This window comes from Actinomadura luteofluorescens, assembly GCF_013409365.1.
Taxonomy (GTDB): domain Bacteria; phylum Actinomycetota; class Actinomycetes; order Streptosporangiales; family Streptosporangiaceae; genus Spirillospora; species Spirillospora luteofluorescens.
On record NZ_JACCBA010000001.1, the window covers coordinates 7,439,417 to 7,458,877 of the forward strand.

Genomic DNA, 19,461 nt, shown 5'->3' on the forward strand with positions numbered 1-19,461 from the left:
CGGCCCGTTCCCGTGCGGTCAGCGATCGACGGCCAGCCGGACGCCGAAGCCGATGAACGCCAGCCCCGTGACCTGCTGGAGGCGGCGCTTCACGGCGGGACGGGTGAGGGCGCGGCGGGCGGCGCCGGCGGCGGCGACGATGACGGCCAGCCACAGCAGGCTCTCGGCGGCGTGGACGGCGGCGAAGAGCATGCTGGTCCAGAACACCGAGGCGCCGTCCGGGACGAACTGGGGCAGCAGGCTCATGTAGAAGACGCCGACCTTGGGGTTGAGCAGGTTCGTCGTCAGCCCGGCGCGGAAGGCGGCGCGCCCGATCGCCGGGGCCGGCGGACGCTCCTCGGAGGCGCCGGGTGCGCGGCGCCGCGCCGTCCAGAGGGCCCGGAGGCCGAGCCACAGCAGGTAGCAGGCGCCCGCGAGGCGCACCGCGTCGAACGCGAGACGGGACGCCGCCAGCATCGCGGTCAACCCGATCGCGCTCATCAGGGCCCAGCACAGCAGGCCGGTCACCACCCCCGCCGACGCCAGCAGGCCCGTGCGGCGCCCCCCGGCCACGGTGGTGCGCACGACGAGCATCGTGTCCACGCCGGGCGTGATGGTGAGAAGGGCGGCCATGGCGGCGAATGCGAGACATGCGGCTAGCACAGGGTAATGATCCCTGAGATGCGCGACACGGACAACGAGAGAGCTGGACACCACCATGCACAAGATCGGTGAACTGGACGTCTTCCCGTTCTGCCTGGGCGGCAACGTCTTCGGCTGGACCGCGGACCGGGAGCGCTCGTTCCGGATACTGGACGCCTACGCGGCGGCCGGCGGCAACTTCCTCGACACCGCCGACTCCTACTCGGCGTGGGTGGAGGGCAACCGCGGCGGCGAGTCCGAGTCGATCATCGGGGAGTGGGCGGAGTCGCGCGGCAACCGCGACGACCTCGTGATCGCCACCAAGGGCGGCCGCCACCCCGAGCACCAGGGCCTCTCCGCGGCGACGATGAGGGCGGCCGTGGACGACTCGCTGCGGCGGCTGCGCACCGACCGCATCGACCTGTACTTCACCCACTTCGACGACCCCTCGGTGCCCGTCGAGGAGATCATGACGACGCTGGACGGGCTCGTCGCCGCCGGCAAGATCCGCCAGATCGGGGTGTCGAACATCGAGCTGGACCGACTCCAGGCGTCCCTGGAGTTCGGCGAGCGCGAGGGAACGGCCCGCTACGCGGCCATCCAGCCCGAGTACAACCTCGTCTCCCGCGGCTCCTACGAGGGGCCGCGCCGCGACCTGGCCGAGAAGTACGGGCTGGCCGCCGTCCCCTACTACGGCCTCGCCTCCGGCTTCCTCACCGGGAAGTACCGTCCCGGCTCCACGGTGGACAGCGCGCGTGCCGGAGGCGCGGCGCGGCACCTGGAGACCGAGCGCGGGCGCGCCGTCCTGGCGGCGCTGGACATCGTCGCCGAGGAGCAGGACGTCCCGGTCGCGACCGTCGCGCTGGCCTGGCTCGCCGCCCAGCCGACCGTCGTCGCGCCCATCGCGAGCGCCCGCACCCTGGAGCAGCTCCCGCCGCTCGTGGAGTCCGCCCGCACGACCCTGACCGCCGCCCAGCTCGACCGCCTGTCCGAAGCGTCCGCCTGACCGGACGGTAGGCTCACTCGGCGTGCCGCCTGTCGAGTTCGTCCTGATCGGAGGCCTTGCCGCGCTGGTGGGCGCGATCGTGCAGGGCAGCGTCGGCCTCGGCGTCGGGCTGGTCGCGACGCCGATCGTGACGATGCTGTTCCCGTCCCTGATGCCGGGCGCGATCCTCGTCATCGCGCTCGCCCTGCCGTTCGCGACGCTCGCCCAGGAGGTGCGGCACGCCGACCTGCGCGGCCTCGGCTGGGCGTTCGCCGGCCGCCTCGCCGGCACGCCGGCCGGCGTGTGGCTGGTGGCCGCCGCCCCGGACCGCGTCCTCGGCGTCGTGATCGGCGTGGTGGTCCTCGCCGCGCTCGCCCTGACGACCTGGACCGCGGACCTGCCGCGCAACCGCCGCACGCTCGCCACCGCCGGCGTCATCTCCGGCACGACCGGCACCGCGTCCGGCATCGGCGGCCCGCCGATAGCGCTGCTCTACCAGCGTGAGAGCGGCCCCCGCGTCCGCGCGACCCTGGCGGTGTTCTTCATCGCCGGGGCCCTGCTGTCGCTCCTCACCCTCGCCGCCGCCGGACGCCTCCCGGCCCGGCAGGTCGTCGCGGGCGTGGAGCTGGTCCCGTTCGTTTTCGCCGGGTTCCTCGCCGCGGGCCCGCTCCGCCGCTACCTGGACGCGGGACGCCTGCGCGTCGCGCTCCTCGCCGTCGTCGGGACGTCCGCGGCGGTGCTCATCGTCCGTAACCTGTTCTGATGCGCCCCACCAAGGCCGACCTGGAGGCCGCCCGCGACCGCGTCATCCCCGACGTCCTGCCCAAGGGGTCCGGGACGCTCCGCGTCCTGTTCTGCGGGATCAACCCGGGCCTGTACTCGGGGGCGACCGGCCGCCACTTCGCCCGTCCCGGCAACCGCTTCTGGCCCGCGCTGCACCTGTCCGGCTTCACCGACCGGCGGCTGGACCCGTCCGAGCAGGGCCTCCTGCCCGGGTACGGCCTCGGGATCACCAACCTGGCGCCGCGCACCACCGCCCGCGCCGACGAGCTGACCGGCGCCGAACTCCGCGAGGGCGGGCGCCGCCTGGCCGCCCTGGTCGAACGCCACCGCCCCGCCTACCTGGCCGTCGCCGGCGTGACCGCCTACCGCACCGCCTTCGGCCGCCCCAAGACGCGGATCGGCCCGCAGGACGAGGACTTCGGCCCCGCGCGCCTCTGGGTCCTGCCCAACCCGAGCGGCCTCAACGCGAGCTGGCCCCTGGACCGCATCGCCACCGAGTTCGCCCGCCTACGCAAAGCCGCCGAAGCCCTCAGAGTTCCGTGAGGTGTCTGGGGCGTTCGGTGAGGATCTTCGGGTCGAACGTGACGGTGAACACCTTGTCCGCCGTCACCTCGACTTCCAGGATGTCTCCGGACTTCGCCGACTGGTCGAGCCGGTATGCAGGGAACTTCTTGCCGGTGGGTCCTTCCTGGTCCTCCAGGACGAAGACCTGGACAAAGGGTTCGGGCGTGTAGTCGACCAGCCAGTACTGGGCGATTCCCATCGCCGCGTACTCCTGGGGCTTGCGGAAACGATCCCGGCCTTCGCTACCGCTGCGCGGTGAGACGACCTCCACGACGAGGAGGAGCTCATGGCCTGGAATGGTGGCCGGGCAGTCGCCGTCGAACCACGAGTCGGCGACGTCTCCAGGGACCGCGATCACATCGGGCTTCCGGATACCGGCCGCCGTCTCGATCTCCCAGTCACTTCCGGAGGCCACGAAGAGAGATGCTCCCGCGTCTGCCGCTGCCGTCCTGATGAGCTGGCGAAGCCTCTCATAGGTGATGTTGTGCAGTGGATTCGGAGACAGCTTGACCAGCCACCCATCCTCGAGTTCCAGGCCGCGGCCTTCGTCCTCTCGGGCGTGCAGGTCCTCCACCGTGTACGGGCCATGCCCGCCATGATCGTGCGCGATGCTCACGTCCCGCTCCAGTTGGTGGCATGACAGATCCATGCAGGGACTACGTTACCCCGCCCGACTTTTGCGACCTAGCGTAGCGAGCTCTTTACGTTCAGTTGGCGTTGTTGAGGGCGGCGGCGGCGAACATCGTCTCGACCTCTTTGAGGAGGGTCGGGGTGGGCTGCCACAGGTCGGTGCGGCCCAGGGCGACGATGGGGCGGGGGAGGGCGCGGATGCCGGACAGGAGCCAGTGGTGGGAGGCGGAGTCGGCCCAGGGGCCGCACTCGCAGGCGGCGCCGCGGACGGCGGCGGAGCAGACGTCGTCGAGTTCGGCGACCGCGATGACGGCGCCGATCGTGGCGAGCGGGTCGCGGGGGTCCCAGCCGGCCGCCTGGATCAGCGGGGAGTCGCACGCCTTCAGGTCGACGCGCATCGAGGCGTGGATGAGGAGCGGACCGCGGTAGGCGGTCGGGAAGCTCTGGTTCGACACGCTCTTGCCACCACGCGCGATCGCGAACGCCCAGGGCTGCTGAACACTCATCGCCTGCACGCGGTCACCTCCGTTGTCCGCCGGTCCGTCCGCCCCCGGGATCGCCGGGACGCCCGGCGGACGCCGGGTGTCGCGCGACGATGCCCGAGAGGCTAGGCGCATCCCGCAGGAATTGCCAACGCACGAGGCGAAAGGGTCGTTGTCCGTCATGGGTTTTTTAAGCCCATGGGGTGCTTGATCACCCATGTGACGCCCGAGGCGGTGATGCGGTTGACGTACGCGTGGAAATCTCAGCCCTTCAACGCGCCCGCCATGAGGCCGCGCATGAAGAACCGTCCGAGGAGCAGGTAGACCAGGAGGGTCGGCAGGGACGCGAGGAGCGCCTCGGCCATCTGCTGGTTGTACTGGACGGCCACGGCCCCCGAACCGGCCGTGTTGTTCAGCATCACCGTGACCGGCCAGCTGTCGGGGGCGCCGAGGAACACCGCGAACAGGAAGTCGTTCCACATCGAGGTGAACTGCCAGATCAGCGTCACCGCGAACGCCGGCGCCGACACCGGCAGGACGACCGACCAGTAGGTGCGGAGCATCCCGGCGCCGTCGACGCGGGCCGCCTCGACCAGCTCGTCCGGGATCGTCACGTAGTAGTTACGGAAGATCAGCGTGCAGATCGGGATGCCGTAAACGACGTGCGCGAGGACGAGGCCGCGGATCGTCCCCACCAGCTCCATGTCGGTGAGCAGGCCGGCCAGCGGGATCATCACCGCCTGGTACGGGATGAACATGCCGAACAGGAACAGCGTGAAGACCACGTCCGCGCCGGGGAACCGCCACTTGGACAGCACGTAGCCGTTCAGCGAGCCGAGCACCGCCGAGATCAGCGACCCCGAGACGGCGATCTTGACGCTGTTCTCCAGGCCGGGCCGCAGCGCGTCCCAGGCGGAGCTCCAGCCGGACATGCTCCACTGGCCCGGCAGGTTCCACGCGGTGCTCGGGTCCGCCTCGTCCAGCGGCTTGAAGCTCGTGACCACCAGCACGTACACGGGGATCAGGAAGAGCAGGACGAACGCCAGCAGGACGGCGAGCTTCACGGCCCGCCAGACCCTGGACGAACTCCCCGGCTCCGCCATGGCGCCGCCGCGCCGCCCGCCCTTCAGCCGGCGCCGCGCCGGCGCCGGGGATGCCTCCACGCGCGTCATCGCGTCCGCTCCGAACGTACCGACCAGACCAGGTAGGGGATCACCAGCACGGCCACCGCGACCAGCAGATAGGTCGCGATCGTGGCGCCGTTCGCCGGGTCGTGCCGGTCGAAGATCTCGACGTAGGCCGCCACGGCCGGCACGTAGGTGATGATCTGCTTGCCCGCGATCGCCATGATCAGGTCGAACACCTTCAGCGAGATGTGCCCGAGGATGATCAGCGCGGACAGCGTCACCGGGCGGAGCTGCGGGAACACCACGTACCGGTACAACTTCCACTCGGACGCGCCGTCCACCCGCGCCGCCTCCCGCAGCTCCCCGGGGACGCCGCGGAACCCGGCGAGGTACAGCGCCATGACGTACCCGGACATCTGCCAGATCGCGGGCAGCGCCATGGCCGCCATGCCCCAGTCCGGGTCCTGCCACCAGCTGTTCGCCAGCGCGCCGAGGTGCAGCTTGCCGAACAGCTGGTTGAGGCCGACCGCGCGCTCCGGCGGCGCCGGGTTCATCAGCCAGCGCCACACGACGCCGCTGGCGATGAACGACACCGCCATGGGGAACAGGTAGACGACGCGGAAGGACGCCTCGCCTCTGATGCCCTTGTCCATCAGGAACGCCAGGAACGCGCCGAGCACCAGGGCGCCGACGACGAACACCGCGGTGAACAGGAGCGCGTGCTTCACCGCGCCGGGCCAGCTGGGCTGGTCCCACAGGTCGACGAAGTTCCTGCCCTTGTCGAACCCGTACTCGGTGACCTCGTCGTGCTTGCCGCTCACCGCGACCCGCGTGTTCCAGAAGATGAGCCCGTAGACGAACAGGCCGATCGCGACGACGGACGGCGAGACCAGCAGCAGCCCGGGCAGCCACCTGCGGCTACGGGCCCATCTGGAACCTGGGGACGACCTCACTGGCCGCTGTTCTTGGCCGCGCTCACCAGCCCCTGCTGGAGCTTGGCGACGTCCTTGTTCTGCAGGAAGAGGCCCACCGCCGTGTCGATGTCGGTGTGCTGCTTCTTACTGGCGTTGACGCCGTGCCAGAACGAGCCCGCCAGCTTGACGCCGGGCTTGTTCCACTGCTCGAACGCGTACTGGAGGTAGTCCTTGTAGAGGCTCTTGTCGGCGTCCTTGCGGGCGGGGATGGAACCCTTCTTCGGGTTGAACAGGTCCTGCCCCTCCTTGCTGGACACCTCCTTGAGCCACGCGAGGGCGCCGCCGCGGTGGGGTGCTCCCTTGGGCAGCGTGAAGCTGTCCGACAGCCACATGTAGGTGCCGTCGGTGCCGGGGGAGGGCGCGTACTTGAAGTCGGTGTCGAGCTTCTTGCCGAGGCCGTTCGGCGCGCTGCCGACGAAGTACCCGTACGCCCAGTCGCCCATGATGTTGAACGCGGCCTTGCCGTCCACGACGGCCTTCGCGGCGCCCTGCCAGTCGGTGGACGCGGCCTCCAGCGTCGTGTACTTCATGATCTCGGCGTAGTCGGTCAGCGCCTTGGTGACGGCCGGGCTGCCCCAGTCGGCGCCCGGCTTCCACAGCGCGTTGTAGGCGTCGGTGCCGAGGTCGCCCAGCAGGACGTTCTCCAGCAGGTGGTCGGCCGTCCACTGCGCGCCCAGCGACAGCGGGACCTTCTTCGTCCTGTCCTTGACGGCCTTCAGCGCGGTGATGAAGTCGGCGATCGTCGCGGGCGGACCGGAGATCCCGGCGTCCTTGAGGATGCCCGGGTTGTACCAGAGCATGTTGGACCGGTGGATGTTCACCGGCACCGAGTAGATCTTCCCCTTGTAGCTGATCTGGTCGAGGAGCTGCTGGGGGTAGGCCGACTTCAGGTTGTTCTCGTCGTAGAACGAGTCCAGCGGTTCGATCTGCCCGGCCTTGATGTAGTCGAGCAGTTCGGCGCCCGCGTGGCCCTGGAAGGAGTCCGGCGGCTTGCGGTTCTGCAGCCGGCTCGCCAGGACGGCCTGGGCCTGGGTGCCGGACCCGCCCGCGATGGCCGCGTTGACGAACTTGGTGCCGGAGTTCTTCTTCTCGAAGTCGGCCTGCATCGCGGCGAGCCCGTCCGCCTCGCCCGGACCGGTCCACCAGGAGAAGACCTCGACCTGGGATGTGTCGTTGGAACCCTTGTCGTCGCTGCCGCCGCAGGCCGACACGGCGAGCGCGGCCGTCATCGTCACGGCCGCGACCGCCGTCCAGCGGCGCCGGGGAGCACGTACTCGCATCGTCCGTCCCTTCGGTTACACCGAGAAACAAGCGTCTGCTTGGACGGACGGACGGTCAACACCGGGCGCCGAATAGTGATCTTTCGGTGATGCGCGCCACACGCCCACCGCCCGCGCCGCGGCGGGCGCGGACGGGGGCGCGGCGGCCGGCGGCTACCAGCCGAGGGCGGGCGGCAGGCCGGAGCGGCCCGCGTCGGGCCAGTCGAGCGGCGGGCCGAGCGGCTCCAGTTCGGCCAGCTGGAGCCGGTACCACGGCGAGGACTCGGGCTTTCCGGTCAGCTCCAGGCAGCGGTCCCACGTCCACCACTCGGCCCGCTCGACCTCCTCGGGGTTCGGGTGGACGGCCGCGCCCGCGGGCACGACGGCGCGCACGACCGGGCAGCGCTCGTGCTCGACCGTCCCGTCCTCGGCCACGGCCCGGTAGTGGAACCGGGGCAGGACCGGGGTGAGTGTTGCGTCCTGGATGTCCAGTTCGTCCCGCAACCGCCGGAGCACGGCGTCGCGGAGCTTCTCGCCGGGGCCTGGATGGCCGCAGCAGCTGCCCGTCCAGACGCCGGGGAAGGTCCGCTTGCCGAGGGCGCGCTGAGTGATCAGAACACGACCCTCCGTGTCCGTGACAAAGCAGGAGAAGGCCAGGTGGTACGGCGTGTCTCTATGGTGGCTGGCGCTCTTCGGCGCGGTTCCGACGGCCTCGTCGTCCGCGTTGAGCAGCACAATCTCTTCGACGCCCATGCTCTTTTCCTACCCCATCCCTCCCACCGGGGTCAGTCTTTTCACACCCCCCGGGCGGGTGGTCTGCGGCGCGTCGCGGGCGAACCGGGATTAAACTCGGAACGGCCCGAGCCAGGGGAGACCGAATCCCCGACGGAGGAGTTGAAACGAGTGAGCTTGCTGGAGTCGATCACAGGTCCCGGCGACCTCAAACGACTGGACGCCGCTCAGCTGTCTCGGCTCGCGGAGGAGATCCGCGAGTTCCTCGTCCAGGCGGTCTCCAGGACCGGCGGGCACCTGGGGCCCAACCTGGGAGCCGTCGAGCTGACGATCGCGCTGCACCGCGTCTTCGACTCGCCGCACGACAAGATCCTCTTCGACACCGGCCACCAGGCCTACGTGCACAAGATGCTCACCGGCCGGCACGACTTCGAGCTGCTGCGCCAGCGCGGCGGCCTTTCGGGCTACCCGAGCCGCGCCGAGTCCGAGCACGACATCATCGAGAACTCGCACGCCTCGACCGCTCTGTCCTACGCCGACGGGTTCGCCAAGGCCTTCCAGCTGCGCGGCGAGGACGACCGCGCCGTCGTCGCGGTCGTCGGTGACGGCGCGCTGACCGGCGGCATGTGCTGGGAGGCGCTGAACAACATCGCCGCGGGCGTCGACCGGCCCGTCATCGTCGTCGTCAACGACAACGGCCGCTCCTACTCGCCGACCATCGGCGGCCTCGCCTCGCACCTGGCCGACCTGCGCGTCACCCAGGGCTACGAGAACGCGCTCGACCTGATCAAGAAGACGGTGCCGCGGGCGCCCGTGGTCGGCAACGTCGCCTACGAGGCGCTGCACGGCATCAAGAAGGGCCTCAAGGACGTCCTGCAGCCGCAGGCCATGTTCGAGGACCTCGGCATGAAGTACGTCGGCCCGATCGACGGCCACGACGAGGACGCCGTCGAGCGGGCGCTGCGCCGCGCCCGCGGGTTCGGCCGCCCGGTGATCGTGCACTGCATCACCACCAAGGGCCGTGGCTACGCCCCCGCCGAGAACGACACCGAGGACTGCATGCACGGCGGCGGCGCGTTCGACCCCGCCACCGGCAAGTTCGTCACCGGCAAGGGCGGCCCCGACTGGACGAAGGTCTTCGGCGAGGAGATGGTGGCGATCGGGCGGGAGCGCCGCGACGTCGTCGGCATCACCGCCGCGATGCTCTACCCCGTGGGGCTCGCGCCGTTCGCCGAGGCCTTCCCCGACCGCATCTTCGACGTGGGCATCGCCGAGCAGCACGCGGTCACCTCCGCCACCGGCCTCGCGATGGGCGGCCTGCACCCGGTCGTGGCGCTGTACGCCACGTTCCTCAACCGCGCCTTCGACCAGGTCCTGATGGACGCGGCGTTGCACCGCCAGCCCGTCACCTTCGCCCTGGACCGCTCCGGCGTGACCGGCAGCGACGGCGCCAGCCACAACGGCATGTGGGACCTGTCGATCCTGCAGCTCGTGCCGGGCATGCGCATCGCCGTCCCGCGCGACGGCGCCCGGCTCCGCGAGCTGCTGCGCGAGTGCGTGGCGGTCTCCGACGGCCCGACCGCGATCCGCTACCCCAAGGGCCCGGCCGCCGCCGACGTCGAGGCGGTCGGCAAGGCCGGCGGCATGGACGTGCTGGCCCGCCACGACGGCTCCAACGGCGCCCGCGTCCTCCTGGTCGCTGCCGGCTCCATGGCGACGCCCGCGGTCGAGGCGGCGGAGCTGATCGCCGCGCAGGGCATCGGCGTCACCGTCGTCGACCCCCGGTGGGTGAAGCCGCTCGACCCGGCGCTGCTCGACCTCGCCCGCGAGCACACCCTCGTCGCCGTCGCCGAGGACAACGGCCGCACCGGCGCCGTCGGCGACGCCGTGGCCCGGCTGCTGCGCGACGCGGGCGTCGACGCGCCCCTGCGCACCTTCGGCATCCCGCAGGAGTTCCTCGACCACGCGTCCCGGGGGCAGATCCTCACCGACATCGGGCTCACGCCGCAGGCGCTGGCGCGCGACGTGACCGAATCGGTGGCCCGCATCACCGCCGACGCCGACGAGCCCGCCGCCTCGAAGGAGCGCTCCTGAAGACCGCCCCGAGGTGGCCTCGGTCACGCTCGCGAACGCGTGACCTGCCCGGTGCCGCGAAGCCGGAGGCGAGCGGCATCGGGCAGATCGCGAAGCGATGCCGCGTTCGCCCAGGCTCGGTCACGTAGCGAGCCGCCAGGCGAGCGAAGTGGGCCGGGACTGTGAGAACACAGCCTAGGCGCCTTCCGCGGACAGCAGGCGCCAGGCGTGGGTGATGGACGCGGTGGACGTGCCGAGTTCACGTCCGAAGTACGTCCATCGCCCGCGCAGGCACCAGGGGCGCCCCGCGCCGTCCTGGACGTAGACCTGGAGCGGGAAGCAGGCGTCGTGCGCGCGGATGACGCCCGCCGGGTCGACCGAGGGCGCGAGACTGGGCACGCCCTCGCATCGCACGCCCAGGACGGACGTCCGCGGATCCTGGTGTAGGAGACCCCGCGTCAGGTCGTACACCAGTACGGAGATGTAGTCGGGTCCTAGCCACCTGAGGTCGGGGACCGACTCGGGTGGGGGGAACCCGTGCAGTTCAGGACCGCCGGTCACACGCGCACCGTAGCGTCCGGGTCACCTTTGCGTCACTAGTTTCCCGGCGGGGAGTTCGAAGGGATCATGCGGGGCCCCGGCAGGCGGACCGCATCGCCTCCCAGCGGGCGAGCTTGACGCGCTCCCCGCGGTCGAGGCTGCGGGCGAGGGCGATCTCGGCGGCGTCCAGGTTCAGCCAGTCGTCGTAGGTGACGACGGGCAGCCCGCGCGACTCCAGCAGCTCCTCGATGGTCCGCTCGGGCGCCGTCCCGGCGTCCGCGAGGTCCTCCAGCAGGTTGCGGACGGTCTCGGCGGCGTCGGACTTGTTGGTCCCGACGACGCCGGACGGCCCGCGCTTGATCCAGCCGGCGACGTACTCGCGGGGCACGAAGGCGCCGTCCGGGCCGAGGATCCGGCCGCCCTCGTTCGGGACGACGAAGGACCGCTCGTCGAACGGGACGCCCTCCAGCGGGACGCTCTGGTAGCCGACCGAGCGCAGCACCATGCCGACCGGCAGCGTCTCGAACTCGCCGGTCCCGGTGACGCGGCCCGACTCGTCCAGCCGGGTCCGCTCCAGCCTGAGGCCCTCGACGCGGTCGGTGCCGAGGATCTCGGCGGGGGCGCGCCAGAACCGCACGTCGATCCGGCGGGCGCGGCCGGCGGCGGGCTCGTCCGTCCAGGCGCTCAGCACCTTGATGTTGCCGCGGACGTGCCGGTCGTTCTCGGCGAGCTCCGCGCTCGCCGGGTCGAGCTCCATGTCCCGCGGGCTGACGTGGATGCTCGCGTTCGGCAGCTCGCCCAGCTCGCGCGCCTCCTTGGTGGTGAACTTCGCCTGCGCCGGCCCGCGCCGCCCGATCATGTGGATGCGCCGGACGCGGCTGCGCGACAGCGCCTCGATCACCTGCTCGGGGACGTCGGTGTCGCGCAGCTCGGCGACCGTCTTGGCGAGGATCCGCACGACGTCGACGGCGACGTTGCCGACGCCGACCACCGCGACCTCCTCGACCGACAGGTCGAACGCGTGGTCGGCGGCGTCGGGGTGCCCGCAGTACCAGTTGACGAAGTCGGTGGCGGCGATGCTGCCGGGCAGGTCCTCGCCGGGGATCCGCATGTGCCGGTCGACCATCGCGCCGGTGGAGTAGACGACGGCGTCGTAGCATCCGAGCAGGTCGTCGCGGGTGACGTCGCGGCCCAGCTCGACGCACCCGAAGAACCGGACCGCCGGGTTCTCCAGCACCCGCTGCAGGTACCGGGCGATCGACTTGATCGAGGTGTGGTCGGGCGCGACGCCGTAGCGCACCAGCCCGTACGGCGTCGGAAGCCGGTCGAAGACGTCCACCCGCACGTCGTCGCCGGCCTGTTTCACCAGGGCCTCGGCGGCGTAGATCCCCGCCGGGCCCGACCCGATCACCGCGACGCGCGCTGGAGATGCCATGCGCGCCATTGTGCACACCCGTCGGTCGAAAGGACACCGTGAGTCCCGTCACGGCGGGGACGGTGTCAGGACTTGTAGGAGATTCCCTCCGCCCGACGGCCGACCCTGCTGTTGCGGTACCCGTAGGCGGCGTAGACGACACCGCCGACGACCATCCAGGCGAGGAACCGCAGCCAGGTCTCCACCGGCAGGTTGATCATCACGAACAGGCAGGCCAGCACGGACAGGACCGGGATGACCGGCACCCAGGGCGTGCGGAACGCGCGGGGCAGGTCGGGGCGGGTGCGGCGCAGGATCACCACGGCGACCGAGACGACGAGGAACGCGAACAGCGTGCCGATGTTGACCAGTTCGGCCAGTTCGGCGAGCGGGATGAACCCGGCGAGCACCGCGACGACCACGCCCATGATGATGGTCGCGCGGTAGGGGGTGCCGAAGCGCGGGTGGACGGCCGAGAGCCAGGGCGGCATCAGGCCGTCGCGGCCCATCGCGAAGAAGATGCGGCTCTGCCCGAGGAGCAGGATGAGGACGACGGTGGTGAGGCCGACGACCGCGCCGATGCTGATGATCGTGGCGAAGACGGGATGGCCGACGGCCTTGAACGCGTCCGCGAGCGGCGCGGCGACGCTCAGTTCCGTGTACTTCTGCATGCCGACGACGACGGTCGCCACGGCCGCGTACAGGACGGCGGTGATGACGAGGGAGCCGATGAGCCCGATCGGCAGGTCCCGCTGCGGGCGCCGCGCCTCCTCGGCCGCGGTCGCGACGATGTCGAAGCCGATGTAGGCGAAGAACACGATGGCGACGGCCGAGAAGATGCCCAGCCAGCCGTAGCTGACCGGCGCGCTGCCGAACAGTTCCTGGATCAGTGGCGCCTTGAGGCCCTGCACGCTCGGCGTCGGCTTGGACGGCGGGATGAAGGGGTGGTAGTTGGCGCCCTTGACGAAGAACAGCCCGGCGAAGATCACCAGCAGCACGATGGCCACCTTGATCGAGACGACCACCGCGTTGACCCGGGAGGAGATCTTGACGCCGAGGACGAGCAGCGCGGTCACCGCCAGCACCAGGCAGATGGCGGGGATGTTCACCGTCCCGCCCTCGCCCGGCGGGGCCGCGAGCGCCGTCGGGATCGTGATCCCCGCGTCGTCCAGCAGCGAGGCGAAGTATCCGGACCAGCCGACCGACACCACGGCCGCGCCGAGGGCCATCTCCAGGATGAGGTCCCAGCCGATGATCCAGGCGGGGAACTCGCCGATCGTGGCGTAGGAGAAGGTGTAGGCGGAGCCGGCGACCGGGACGGTGGAGGCGAACTCGGCGTAGCAGAGCGCCGCGAGGCCGCACACGACGGCGGCGAGGATGAACGACAGCGCGACCGCCGGACCGGCCTTGTCCTTGGCGACCTCGCCGGTGAGCACGAAGATGCCGGTTCCGATGATCACGCCGATCCCGAAGACCGTCAGGTCGAACGCCGACAGGTCACGGCGGAGCCGGTGCTCGGGCTCCTCGGTGTCCTGGATCGACTGCTCGATCGACTTCGTGCGCAGCACCTTCAATTTCGAGGCCCCTTCACGTCCCGGTGTCCGGCATACGACCGTCAGGCGTATGCCCGAATGTGCGCGGGTTATGATCCGCCGGAACGCGCGCATGTCCGCGACATGGGTGAACGCCGGAAAAGAGGCGCTCCGAACGTGGTTCGGAACGCCCCTTCTTCCGGCCGGGCCGGGGCCGGGTGGCCCGGGGTCGGGAGGGCAGGCGTCAGGAGGGCAGGCGTCAGGAGGGCAGGGAGGCGACCCCCGGCTCCAGGAAGCGCCCGCCCGCGGCGCGCTCGGCGACGCCTGACCTGTCCAGGTACGGGGTGATGCCGCCGAGGTGGAACGGCCAGCCGGCGCCGAGGATCATGCACAGGTCGATGTCCTGCGGGGCCGCGACGACGCCCTCGTCCAGCATGATCCGGATCTCGTCGGCGAGCGCGGCGAGCGCCCGGCCGAGGACCTGCTCCTCGGTGGAGGGGCTCGTTCCGCCGGAGAAGATCTCCACGACCTCGGGGTCGAGGGTGAAGTCGGGCAGGTACACGCCGCTCTTCCCGGCCGCGACCATCTTCGCCAGGTTGTCCGACAGCGGGAACCGGTCCGGGAACGCCGCGTGCAGCGTCTCGTTGACGTGCAGCGCGATCGCCGGGCCGACCAGCCCCATCAGCACGAACGGCGGCATCGGCAGGCCGAGCGGGGCGGCGGCGCGCTCGGCGACCTCGATCGGCGTGCCCTCGTCCACCGTCTTGACGATCTCGGCGAGCAGCCGCAGCAGCACGCGGTTGACGACGAACGCCGGGGCGTCCTTGACCAGGACGCACGACTTCTTCAGCGTCCGGCCCGCGGCGAACGCGGTGGCCAGGGTCGCCTCGTCGGTCCGCTCGCCCCGGACGATCTCCAGCAGCGGCAGCACCGCGACCGGGTTGAAGAAGTGGAACCCGACCACCCGCTCGGGGTGCGCGAGCCCGGAGGCCATCTCGGTGACCGACAGCGAGGAGGTGTTGGTCGCGAGGACGCACTCGGCGGAGACGTACTCCTCGACCTCGGCGAACACCTTCTGCTTGACCGACATCTCCTCGAAGACGGCCTCGATGACGAAGTCGGCGTCGGCGAACGCGTCCTTGGTGAGCGAGCCGGTGATGAGCCCCTTGAGGCGGTTGGCCTTGTCGGGGGACAGCCGCCCCTTGCCGAGCAGCCTGTCGATCTCGCCGTGCGCGTAGCCGACGCCCTTGTCCAGGCGCTCCTGGTCGAGGTCGGTCAGCACGACCGGCACCTCCAGGCGCCGCGCGAACAGCAGGGCGAGCTGCGAGGCCATCAGGCCGGCGCCGACGACGCCGACCTTGGTGATCTTGCGGGCGAGGCCCTTGTCCGGCGCCCCGGCGGGCCGCCTGGCGCGCTTCTGGGTGAGGTCGAACGCGTACAGCCCGGCGCGCAGCTCGTCGCTCATGATGAGGTCGGCCAGGGCCTCGTCCTCGGCGGCGAAGCCCTCGTCGCGGGTGCGGTCCTTGGCCGCGGCGACCAGGTCCAGCGCCCGCGTGTAGGACGGGGCCGCGCCGTGCAGCTTGCCCTCGACGTTCCAGCGGGCCATCGCGACGGCGTCGTCCCACGCCTTGCCCCTGTCGACCTCGGGGCGCCGCACGGTGATCTCGCCCTTGAGCACCCGGGCCGTCCAGGCGAGGGACTCCTCCAGGAAGTCGGCCGAATCGAAGATCGCGTCGGCGATGCCCAGCTCGTGGACCTGCCCGCCCTTGAGCATCCGGTTCTGGGCCATCGGGTTGTCGATGACGACCTTGAGCGCACTCTCCGCGCCGATCAGGTTCGGCAGCAGGTAGGTGCCGCCCCAGCCGGGCACGAGGCCGAGGAACGCCTCGGGCAGCGCGAACGCCGGGACGCCGCGCGAGACCGTCCGGTAGGTGCAGTGCAGGCCGATCTCGACGCCGCCGCCCATCGCCGCGCCGTTGTAGTAGGCGAAGGACGGGACGCCCAGCTCGCCGAGGCGGCGGAACACGTCGTGGCCGAGCCGTCCGATGGCCGCGGCGTCCTCGCGCCGCCGGATCATCGGGACGCCCTTGAGGTCGGCGCCGACGGCGAAGATGAACGGCTTGCCGGTGACGCCGACGGCCGCGATGTCGTCGCGCCCCGCGACCTCGTCGAGCGCGGCGTTCAGCTCGGCGAGGCCGCCAGGGCCGAACGTGTTGGGCTTGGTGTGGTCGAAGCCGTTGTCGAGCGTGATGAGCGCGAGCGTGCCCGCGCCGTAGGGCAGCGTCACCTCGCGTACGCGCGCGTGCGTGACGACCTCGTCCTTGAAGATGTCAGGGTTCACTTGGCGCCCTCCCAGTTCGCGTTCTCCCAGAGGACGGTTCCGCCCATGCCCATGCCGACGCACATCGTGGTCAGCCCGAACCGGACGTCCGTGCGCTCCTCGAATAGGCGGGACAGCTGGTTCATCAGCCGGACGCCGGACGAGGCGAGCGGGTGGCCGAGGGCGATCGCGCCGCCCCACGGGTTCACCCGCGCGTCGTCGTCGGCGATCTTGAAGTGCTCCAGGAACGCGAGCACCTGCACCGCGAAGGCCTCATTGATCTCGATGAGGCCGATGTCGTCCATGGTCAGCGCGTTGCGGGCGAGGAGCTTCTCGGTCGCCGGGACCGGCCCGACGCCCATCACCTCCGGCTCGACGCCGGCGAACGCGAAGTCGACGAGCCGCATCCGCGGCGCGAGGCCGAGCTCGCGCGCGACGTCCTCGGCCGCGAGCAGGCAGGCGGTGGCGCCGTCGTTGAGGCCCGCGGCGTTGCCCGCCGTGACGTTGCCGTGCACGCGGAACGGCGTCTTCAGCGCGGCCAGGCTCTCCATCGTCGTGCCGGGCCGCGGCGGCTCGTCCTCGGTGGCCAGGCCCCAGCCCTGCTCGGCGGAGCGGACCGCGGTCGGCACCAGGTCGGGCTGGATCCTGCCGGCCGCGTACGCCTCGGCGACCTTCCGCTGGCTGCGCACGGCGTAGGCGTCCGCGCGCTCCTTGGTGATGCCGGGGAACCGGTCGTGCAGGTTCTCCGCCGTCGAGCCCATGACCAGGGCGGACGGGTCGACCAGCTTGTCGGCGAGGAACCGCGGGTTCGGGTCGACGCCCTCGCCCATCGGGTGCCGGCCCATGTGCTCGACGCCGCCCGCGATGGCGACGTCGTAGGAGCCGAACGAGATGCCGGCGCCGGTGGTGGTCACGGCGGTCATCGCGCCAGCGCACATCCGGTCGACGGCGAAGCCGGGAACGCTCTTCGGCAGCCCGGCCAGCACGGCGGCGGACCGCCCGATGGTCAGGCCCTGGTCCCCGGTCTGGGTGGTGGCGGCGACGGCGACCTCGTCCACCCGCTCGGGCGGGAGGGACGGGTTGCGGCGCATCAGCTCGCGGATCGCGCGGACGACCATGTCGTCTGCGCGGGTCTGCGCGTACAGCCCCTTGGGGCCGGCCTTGCCGAACGGCGTGCGGACGCCGTCGACGAACACGACGTCGCGTGCGGTGCGAGGCACGGGTCGTCCTCCCTGGGATGGGCTCGGATGAAGGTGTCGAGCCTCGTGCCGCCCCTGCCGGCGGCACGAGTACCCGCGACAGTGAGGCTACTCGCTGGTAACCCTTAATGCTACTCGTCAGTAACCACTGACCCGCCGCTCATCGCCCCGATGCCCGCCGCCAGGCCCTTGACACCCTTGTCCGGTTAATGACTGATGGGTAACGTGACCGGAAATCACCGGAGGAGGGCACGGTGACGCACGCGAGGCCCGCATACCGGCCGGGAATGCGCCGGCGGATCGGGCACATCCGCGACCTCGCCGCCCTCCTGCTCCGCACCGGCCTGCTGTTCTCCGGCGGCCCCCGCCGGCTGGCCCGCCAGTTCGGCACGCTGCGGCGCTGGGGCACGACGCTCGCCGGGCTGGTCGCCTCCGCCGCCGCCCGCTCCCCGTCCCGCACCGCCCTGATCGACGACGAGGGCGAGCTGACGTTCGCCGAACTGGACGAGCGCGCCGCCCGCCTCGCCGCCGGGCTGCCCCTGCACGGTCCCCGCCCCCGCGTCGGCGTCCTGTGCCGCAACCACCGCGGCATGGCCCTGACCCTCGTCGCCTGCTCCCGGCGCGGCGCCGAGGTCGTCCTGCTCAACACCGGGTTCGGGACGGGCCAGATCCGCGCCGTGCTCGGCGAGCTGCGCCCCACCCTGCTCGTCGCGGACGCCGAGTTCGCGCCGCTGCTGGCGAACGTCCCGATCGCGCTGCGCCGGACCGTGGTGTGGGCCGATCACCGGCCGCTCGCCGCCGCCCCGCTGTCTGCCCCCGTCCCCGCCGCGACGCTGCCCCCGCCCCGCACCGCCCCGGACGCCGCCCCCGCCGACCCGGGGCCGAGCATCGAGGAGATCATCCGCTCGGCGCCGGCGTCCGCCGCCGCGCCCCCGCAGATCCAGAGCCGGACGATCATGCTGAGCTCGGGCACCACCGGCCGCCCCAAGGGCGCCCGCCGCCCGCCCCGCCCCGGCCTGTGGCCGCTGGCCTCGATGACGTCCCTGATCCCGCTGCGCGCCCGGCAGACCATGATCATCGAAGCGCCGCTGTTCCACACCTGGGGCTACGCCGCGCTGCAGATGGCGTGGGCGCTGCGGGCGCCGGTCGTCCTGCACCGCCGCTTCGACCCCGAGGCGACCCTGCGGACCGTCGCCTCCCACCGCGACGTCACCCTGTTCGCCGTCCCGATCATGCTGCAGCGGATCCTGGAACTGGCCCCCGGGGTCCGCGAGCTGTACGACGCGTCCTCGCTGCGGATCGCGGCGCTGAGCGGCGCCGCGCTGCCCGGCGACCTCGCCACCCGGTTCATGGACGCGTTCGGCGACCGGCTCTACAACGTCTACGGCTCCACCGAGGCGTCCTGGGTGTCCATCGCGACCCCGCGCGACCTGCGGACCGACCCCCGCACCGCCGGGCGCCCGCCCCGCAACACCGCCCTGGCCATCCTCGGCGAGGACGGCCGCCGCCTCGGCCGCTCCACCCGCGGGCACATCTTCGCCGCGAACGAGCTGCTGTTCGAGGGCTACACGGGCGGCGAGCCGATGGAGGTCCGCGACGGCATGCTGGCCACCGGCGACCTCGGCCACATCGACCACCGCGGCCTGCTTTTCGTGGACGGCCGCAGCGACGGCCTGGTCGTGTCCGGCGGCGAGAACATCGTCCCCCGCGACGTGGAGGACGCCCTGCTGCGGATGCCGGAGATCCGCGAGGTCGCCGTCACCGGCGTCCCCGACCCCGAATGGGGGCAGCGCCTCGCCGCGTTCGTCGTCCTGCGGCCCGGCGCCCGGCTCGACGCCGACGCCGTCCGCGCCTACGTGCACGCCCAGGTCGCCCGCTACGCCGTTCCGCGCGACGTCTACTTCATCCCCGAACTGCCGCGCAACGCGACCGGCAAGGTCGTGCACCGCTGGCTGACCGCCCGCCCCGGCCGGCCCGAGCCCGAGGGCCGCGTCCCATGGCCGCTGTGTTGAATTCAGTCCCGGCCCACTGCGCTCGCCTGGCGGCTGTGTTTTCACAGTCCCGGCCCACTGCGCTCGCCTGGCGGCTCGCTACGTGACCGGTACTGGGCGAACGCGGCATCGCTTCGCGATCCGCCCGGCTCCGCTCGCCTCCGGCCTCGCTCCACCGGCCAGGTCACGCGTTCGCCCGCGTGGCTGAGGCCACTTGCTCGCCTTCGGCTTTGCT

Annotated in this window: 17 protein-coding genes; 5 read left to right on the forward strand and 12 right to left on the reverse strand. The window is 71.6% G+C overall.

Annotation, left to right across the window (positions count from 1 at the left end; translation table 11 throughout):
- Positions 1-18: 18 nt before the first annotated feature.
- The gene (locus BJY14_RS34550; RefSeq protein ID WP_246396213.1) at positions 19-612 is read right to left on the reverse strand and encodes a LysE family translocator; all 594 of its coding nucleotides are present in this window, start codon (positions 610-612) and stop codon (positions 19-21) included.
- A gap of 85 nt (positions 613-697) precedes the next feature.
- On the opposite strand from BJY14_RS34550, the gene BJY14_RS34555 reads away from it, so the two are divergent.
- Genes BJY14_RS34555 through mug form a run of 3 tightly spaced genes read left to right on the forward strand, consistent with a single transcriptional unit; the run spans position 698 to position 2,932 of the window.
- The gene (locus BJY14_RS34555) at positions 698-1,627 is read left to right on the forward strand and encodes an aldo/keto reductase (RefSeq protein WP_179847436.1); all 930 of its coding nucleotides are present in this window, start codon (positions 698-700) and stop codon (positions 1,625-1,627) included.
- Positions 1,628-1,649: 22 nt separating this feature from the next.
- Positions 1,650-2,369 (forward strand): sulfite exporter TauE/SafE family protein, encoded by a 720-nt coding sequence (locus tag BJY14_RS34560; protein ID WP_179847437.1) that lies wholly within the window; start codon positions 1,650-1,652, stop codon positions 2,367-2,369.
- Complete coding sequence (gene mug / locus BJY14_RS34565; protein WP_179847438.1) at positions 2,369-2,932, forward strand: G/U mismatch-specific DNA glycosylase; 564 nt, start codon at positions 2,369-2,371, stop codon at positions 2,930-2,932. Before BJY14_RS34560 ends, mug begins: the two co-directional genes overlap by 1 nt.
- Here the strand turns inward: mug and BJY14_RS34570 are convergent.
- From BJY14_RS34570 to idi, 6 genes are all read right to left on the reverse strand, one after another.
- Positions 2,919-3,569 (reverse strand): Uma2 family endonuclease, encoded by a 651-nt coding sequence (locus BJY14_RS34570; RefSeq protein ID WP_179847439.1) that lies wholly within the window; start codon positions 3,567-3,569, stop codon positions 2,919-2,921. The genes mug and BJY14_RS34570 overlap by 14 nt on opposite strands.
- Before the next feature lie 91 nt (positions 3,570-3,660).
- Positions 3,661-4,089 (reverse strand): ASCH domain-containing protein, encoded by a 429-nt coding sequence (locus tag BJY14_RS34575; RefSeq protein ID WP_218905718.1) that lies wholly within the window; start codon positions 4,087-4,089, stop codon positions 3,661-3,663.
- A 239-nt stretch (positions 4,090-4,328) separates the two neighbouring features.
- Positions 4,329-5,237, reverse strand: a complete 909-nt coding sequence (locus tag BJY14_RS34580) for a carbohydrate ABC transporter permease (RefSeq protein WP_376770024.1) — start codon at positions 5,235-5,237, stop codon at positions 4,329-4,331.
- Entirely contained in the window at positions 5,234-6,145 is a 912-nt protein-coding gene (locus BJY14_RS34585; RefSeq protein ID WP_312879534.1) for a carbohydrate ABC transporter permease, read from the reverse strand. Before BJY14_RS34585 ends, BJY14_RS34580 begins: the two co-directional genes overlap by 4 nt.
- On the reverse strand, positions 6,142-7,446 hold the full coding sequence (locus BJY14_RS34590; RefSeq protein ID WP_179847441.1) for an ABC transporter substrate-binding protein: 1,305 nt from the start codon (positions 7,444-7,446) through the stop codon (positions 6,142-6,144). The genes BJY14_RS34585 and BJY14_RS34590 overlap by 4 nt, the downstream gene beginning before the upstream one ends.
- 153 nt (positions 7,447-7,599) lie before the next feature.
- Positions 7,600-8,178 carry an isopentenyl-diphosphate Delta-isomerase gene (idi, locus tag BJY14_RS34595; protein WP_179847442.1) on the reverse strand — a complete coding sequence of 193 codons (579 nt, stop codon included), beginning with the start codon at positions 8,176-8,178 and terminating at the stop codon, positions 7,600-7,602.
- Between the two features lie 150 nt (positions 8,179-8,328).
- Here idi and dxs point away from each other — a divergent pair, with 150 nt between their 5' ends.
- Complete coding sequence (dxs, locus tag BJY14_RS34600; protein WP_179847443.1) at positions 8,329-10,251, forward strand: 1-deoxy-D-xylulose-5-phosphate synthase; 1,923 nt, start codon at positions 8,329-8,331, stop codon at positions 10,249-10,251.
- Between the two features lie 174 nt (positions 10,252-10,425).
- Here the strand turns inward: dxs and BJY14_RS34605 are convergent, their stop codons facing one another.
- The 5 genes from BJY14_RS34605 to BJY14_RS34625 form a co-directional block, all read right to left on the reverse strand.
- Complete coding sequence (locus BJY14_RS34605) at positions 10,426-10,791, reverse strand: hypothetical protein (protein WP_179847444.1); 366 nt, start codon at positions 10,789-10,791, stop codon at positions 10,426-10,428.
- 64 nt (positions 10,792-10,855) lie between these two features.
- Positions 10,856-12,205, reverse strand: a complete 1,350-nt coding sequence (locus BJY14_RS34610) for an FAD-dependent oxidoreductase (RefSeq protein WP_179847445.1) — start codon at positions 12,203-12,205, stop codon at positions 10,856-10,858.
- Between the two features lie 65 nt (positions 12,206-12,270).
- Positions 12,271-13,758: an amino acid permease gene (locus BJY14_RS34615; protein WP_218905720.1), complete on the reverse strand. Its 1,488-nt coding sequence runs from the start codon at positions 13,756-13,758 to the stop codon at positions 12,271-12,273.
- 217 nt (positions 13,759-13,975) lie between these two features.
- Positions 13,976-16,057 (reverse strand): 3-hydroxyacyl-CoA dehydrogenase NAD-binding domain-containing protein, encoded by a 2,082-nt coding sequence (locus BJY14_RS34620; RefSeq protein ID WP_312879536.1) that lies wholly within the window; start codon positions 16,055-16,057, stop codon positions 13,976-13,978.
- Positions 16,054-17,256 carry a thiolase family protein gene (locus BJY14_RS34625; RefSeq protein ID WP_179847447.1) on the reverse strand — a complete coding sequence of 401 codons (1,203 nt, stop codon included), beginning with the start codon at positions 17,254-17,256 and terminating at the stop codon, positions 16,054-16,056. Before BJY14_RS34625 ends, BJY14_RS34620 begins: the two co-directional genes overlap by 4 nt.
- A 233-nt stretch (positions 17,257-17,489) precedes the next feature.
- On the opposite strand from BJY14_RS34625, the gene BJY14_RS34630 reads away from it, so the two are divergent.
- Entirely contained in the window at positions 17,490-19,247 is a 1,758-nt protein-coding gene (locus tag BJY14_RS34630) for an AMP-binding protein (protein WP_312879537.1), read from the forward strand.
- Positions 19,248-19,461: the final 214 nt, after the last annotated feature.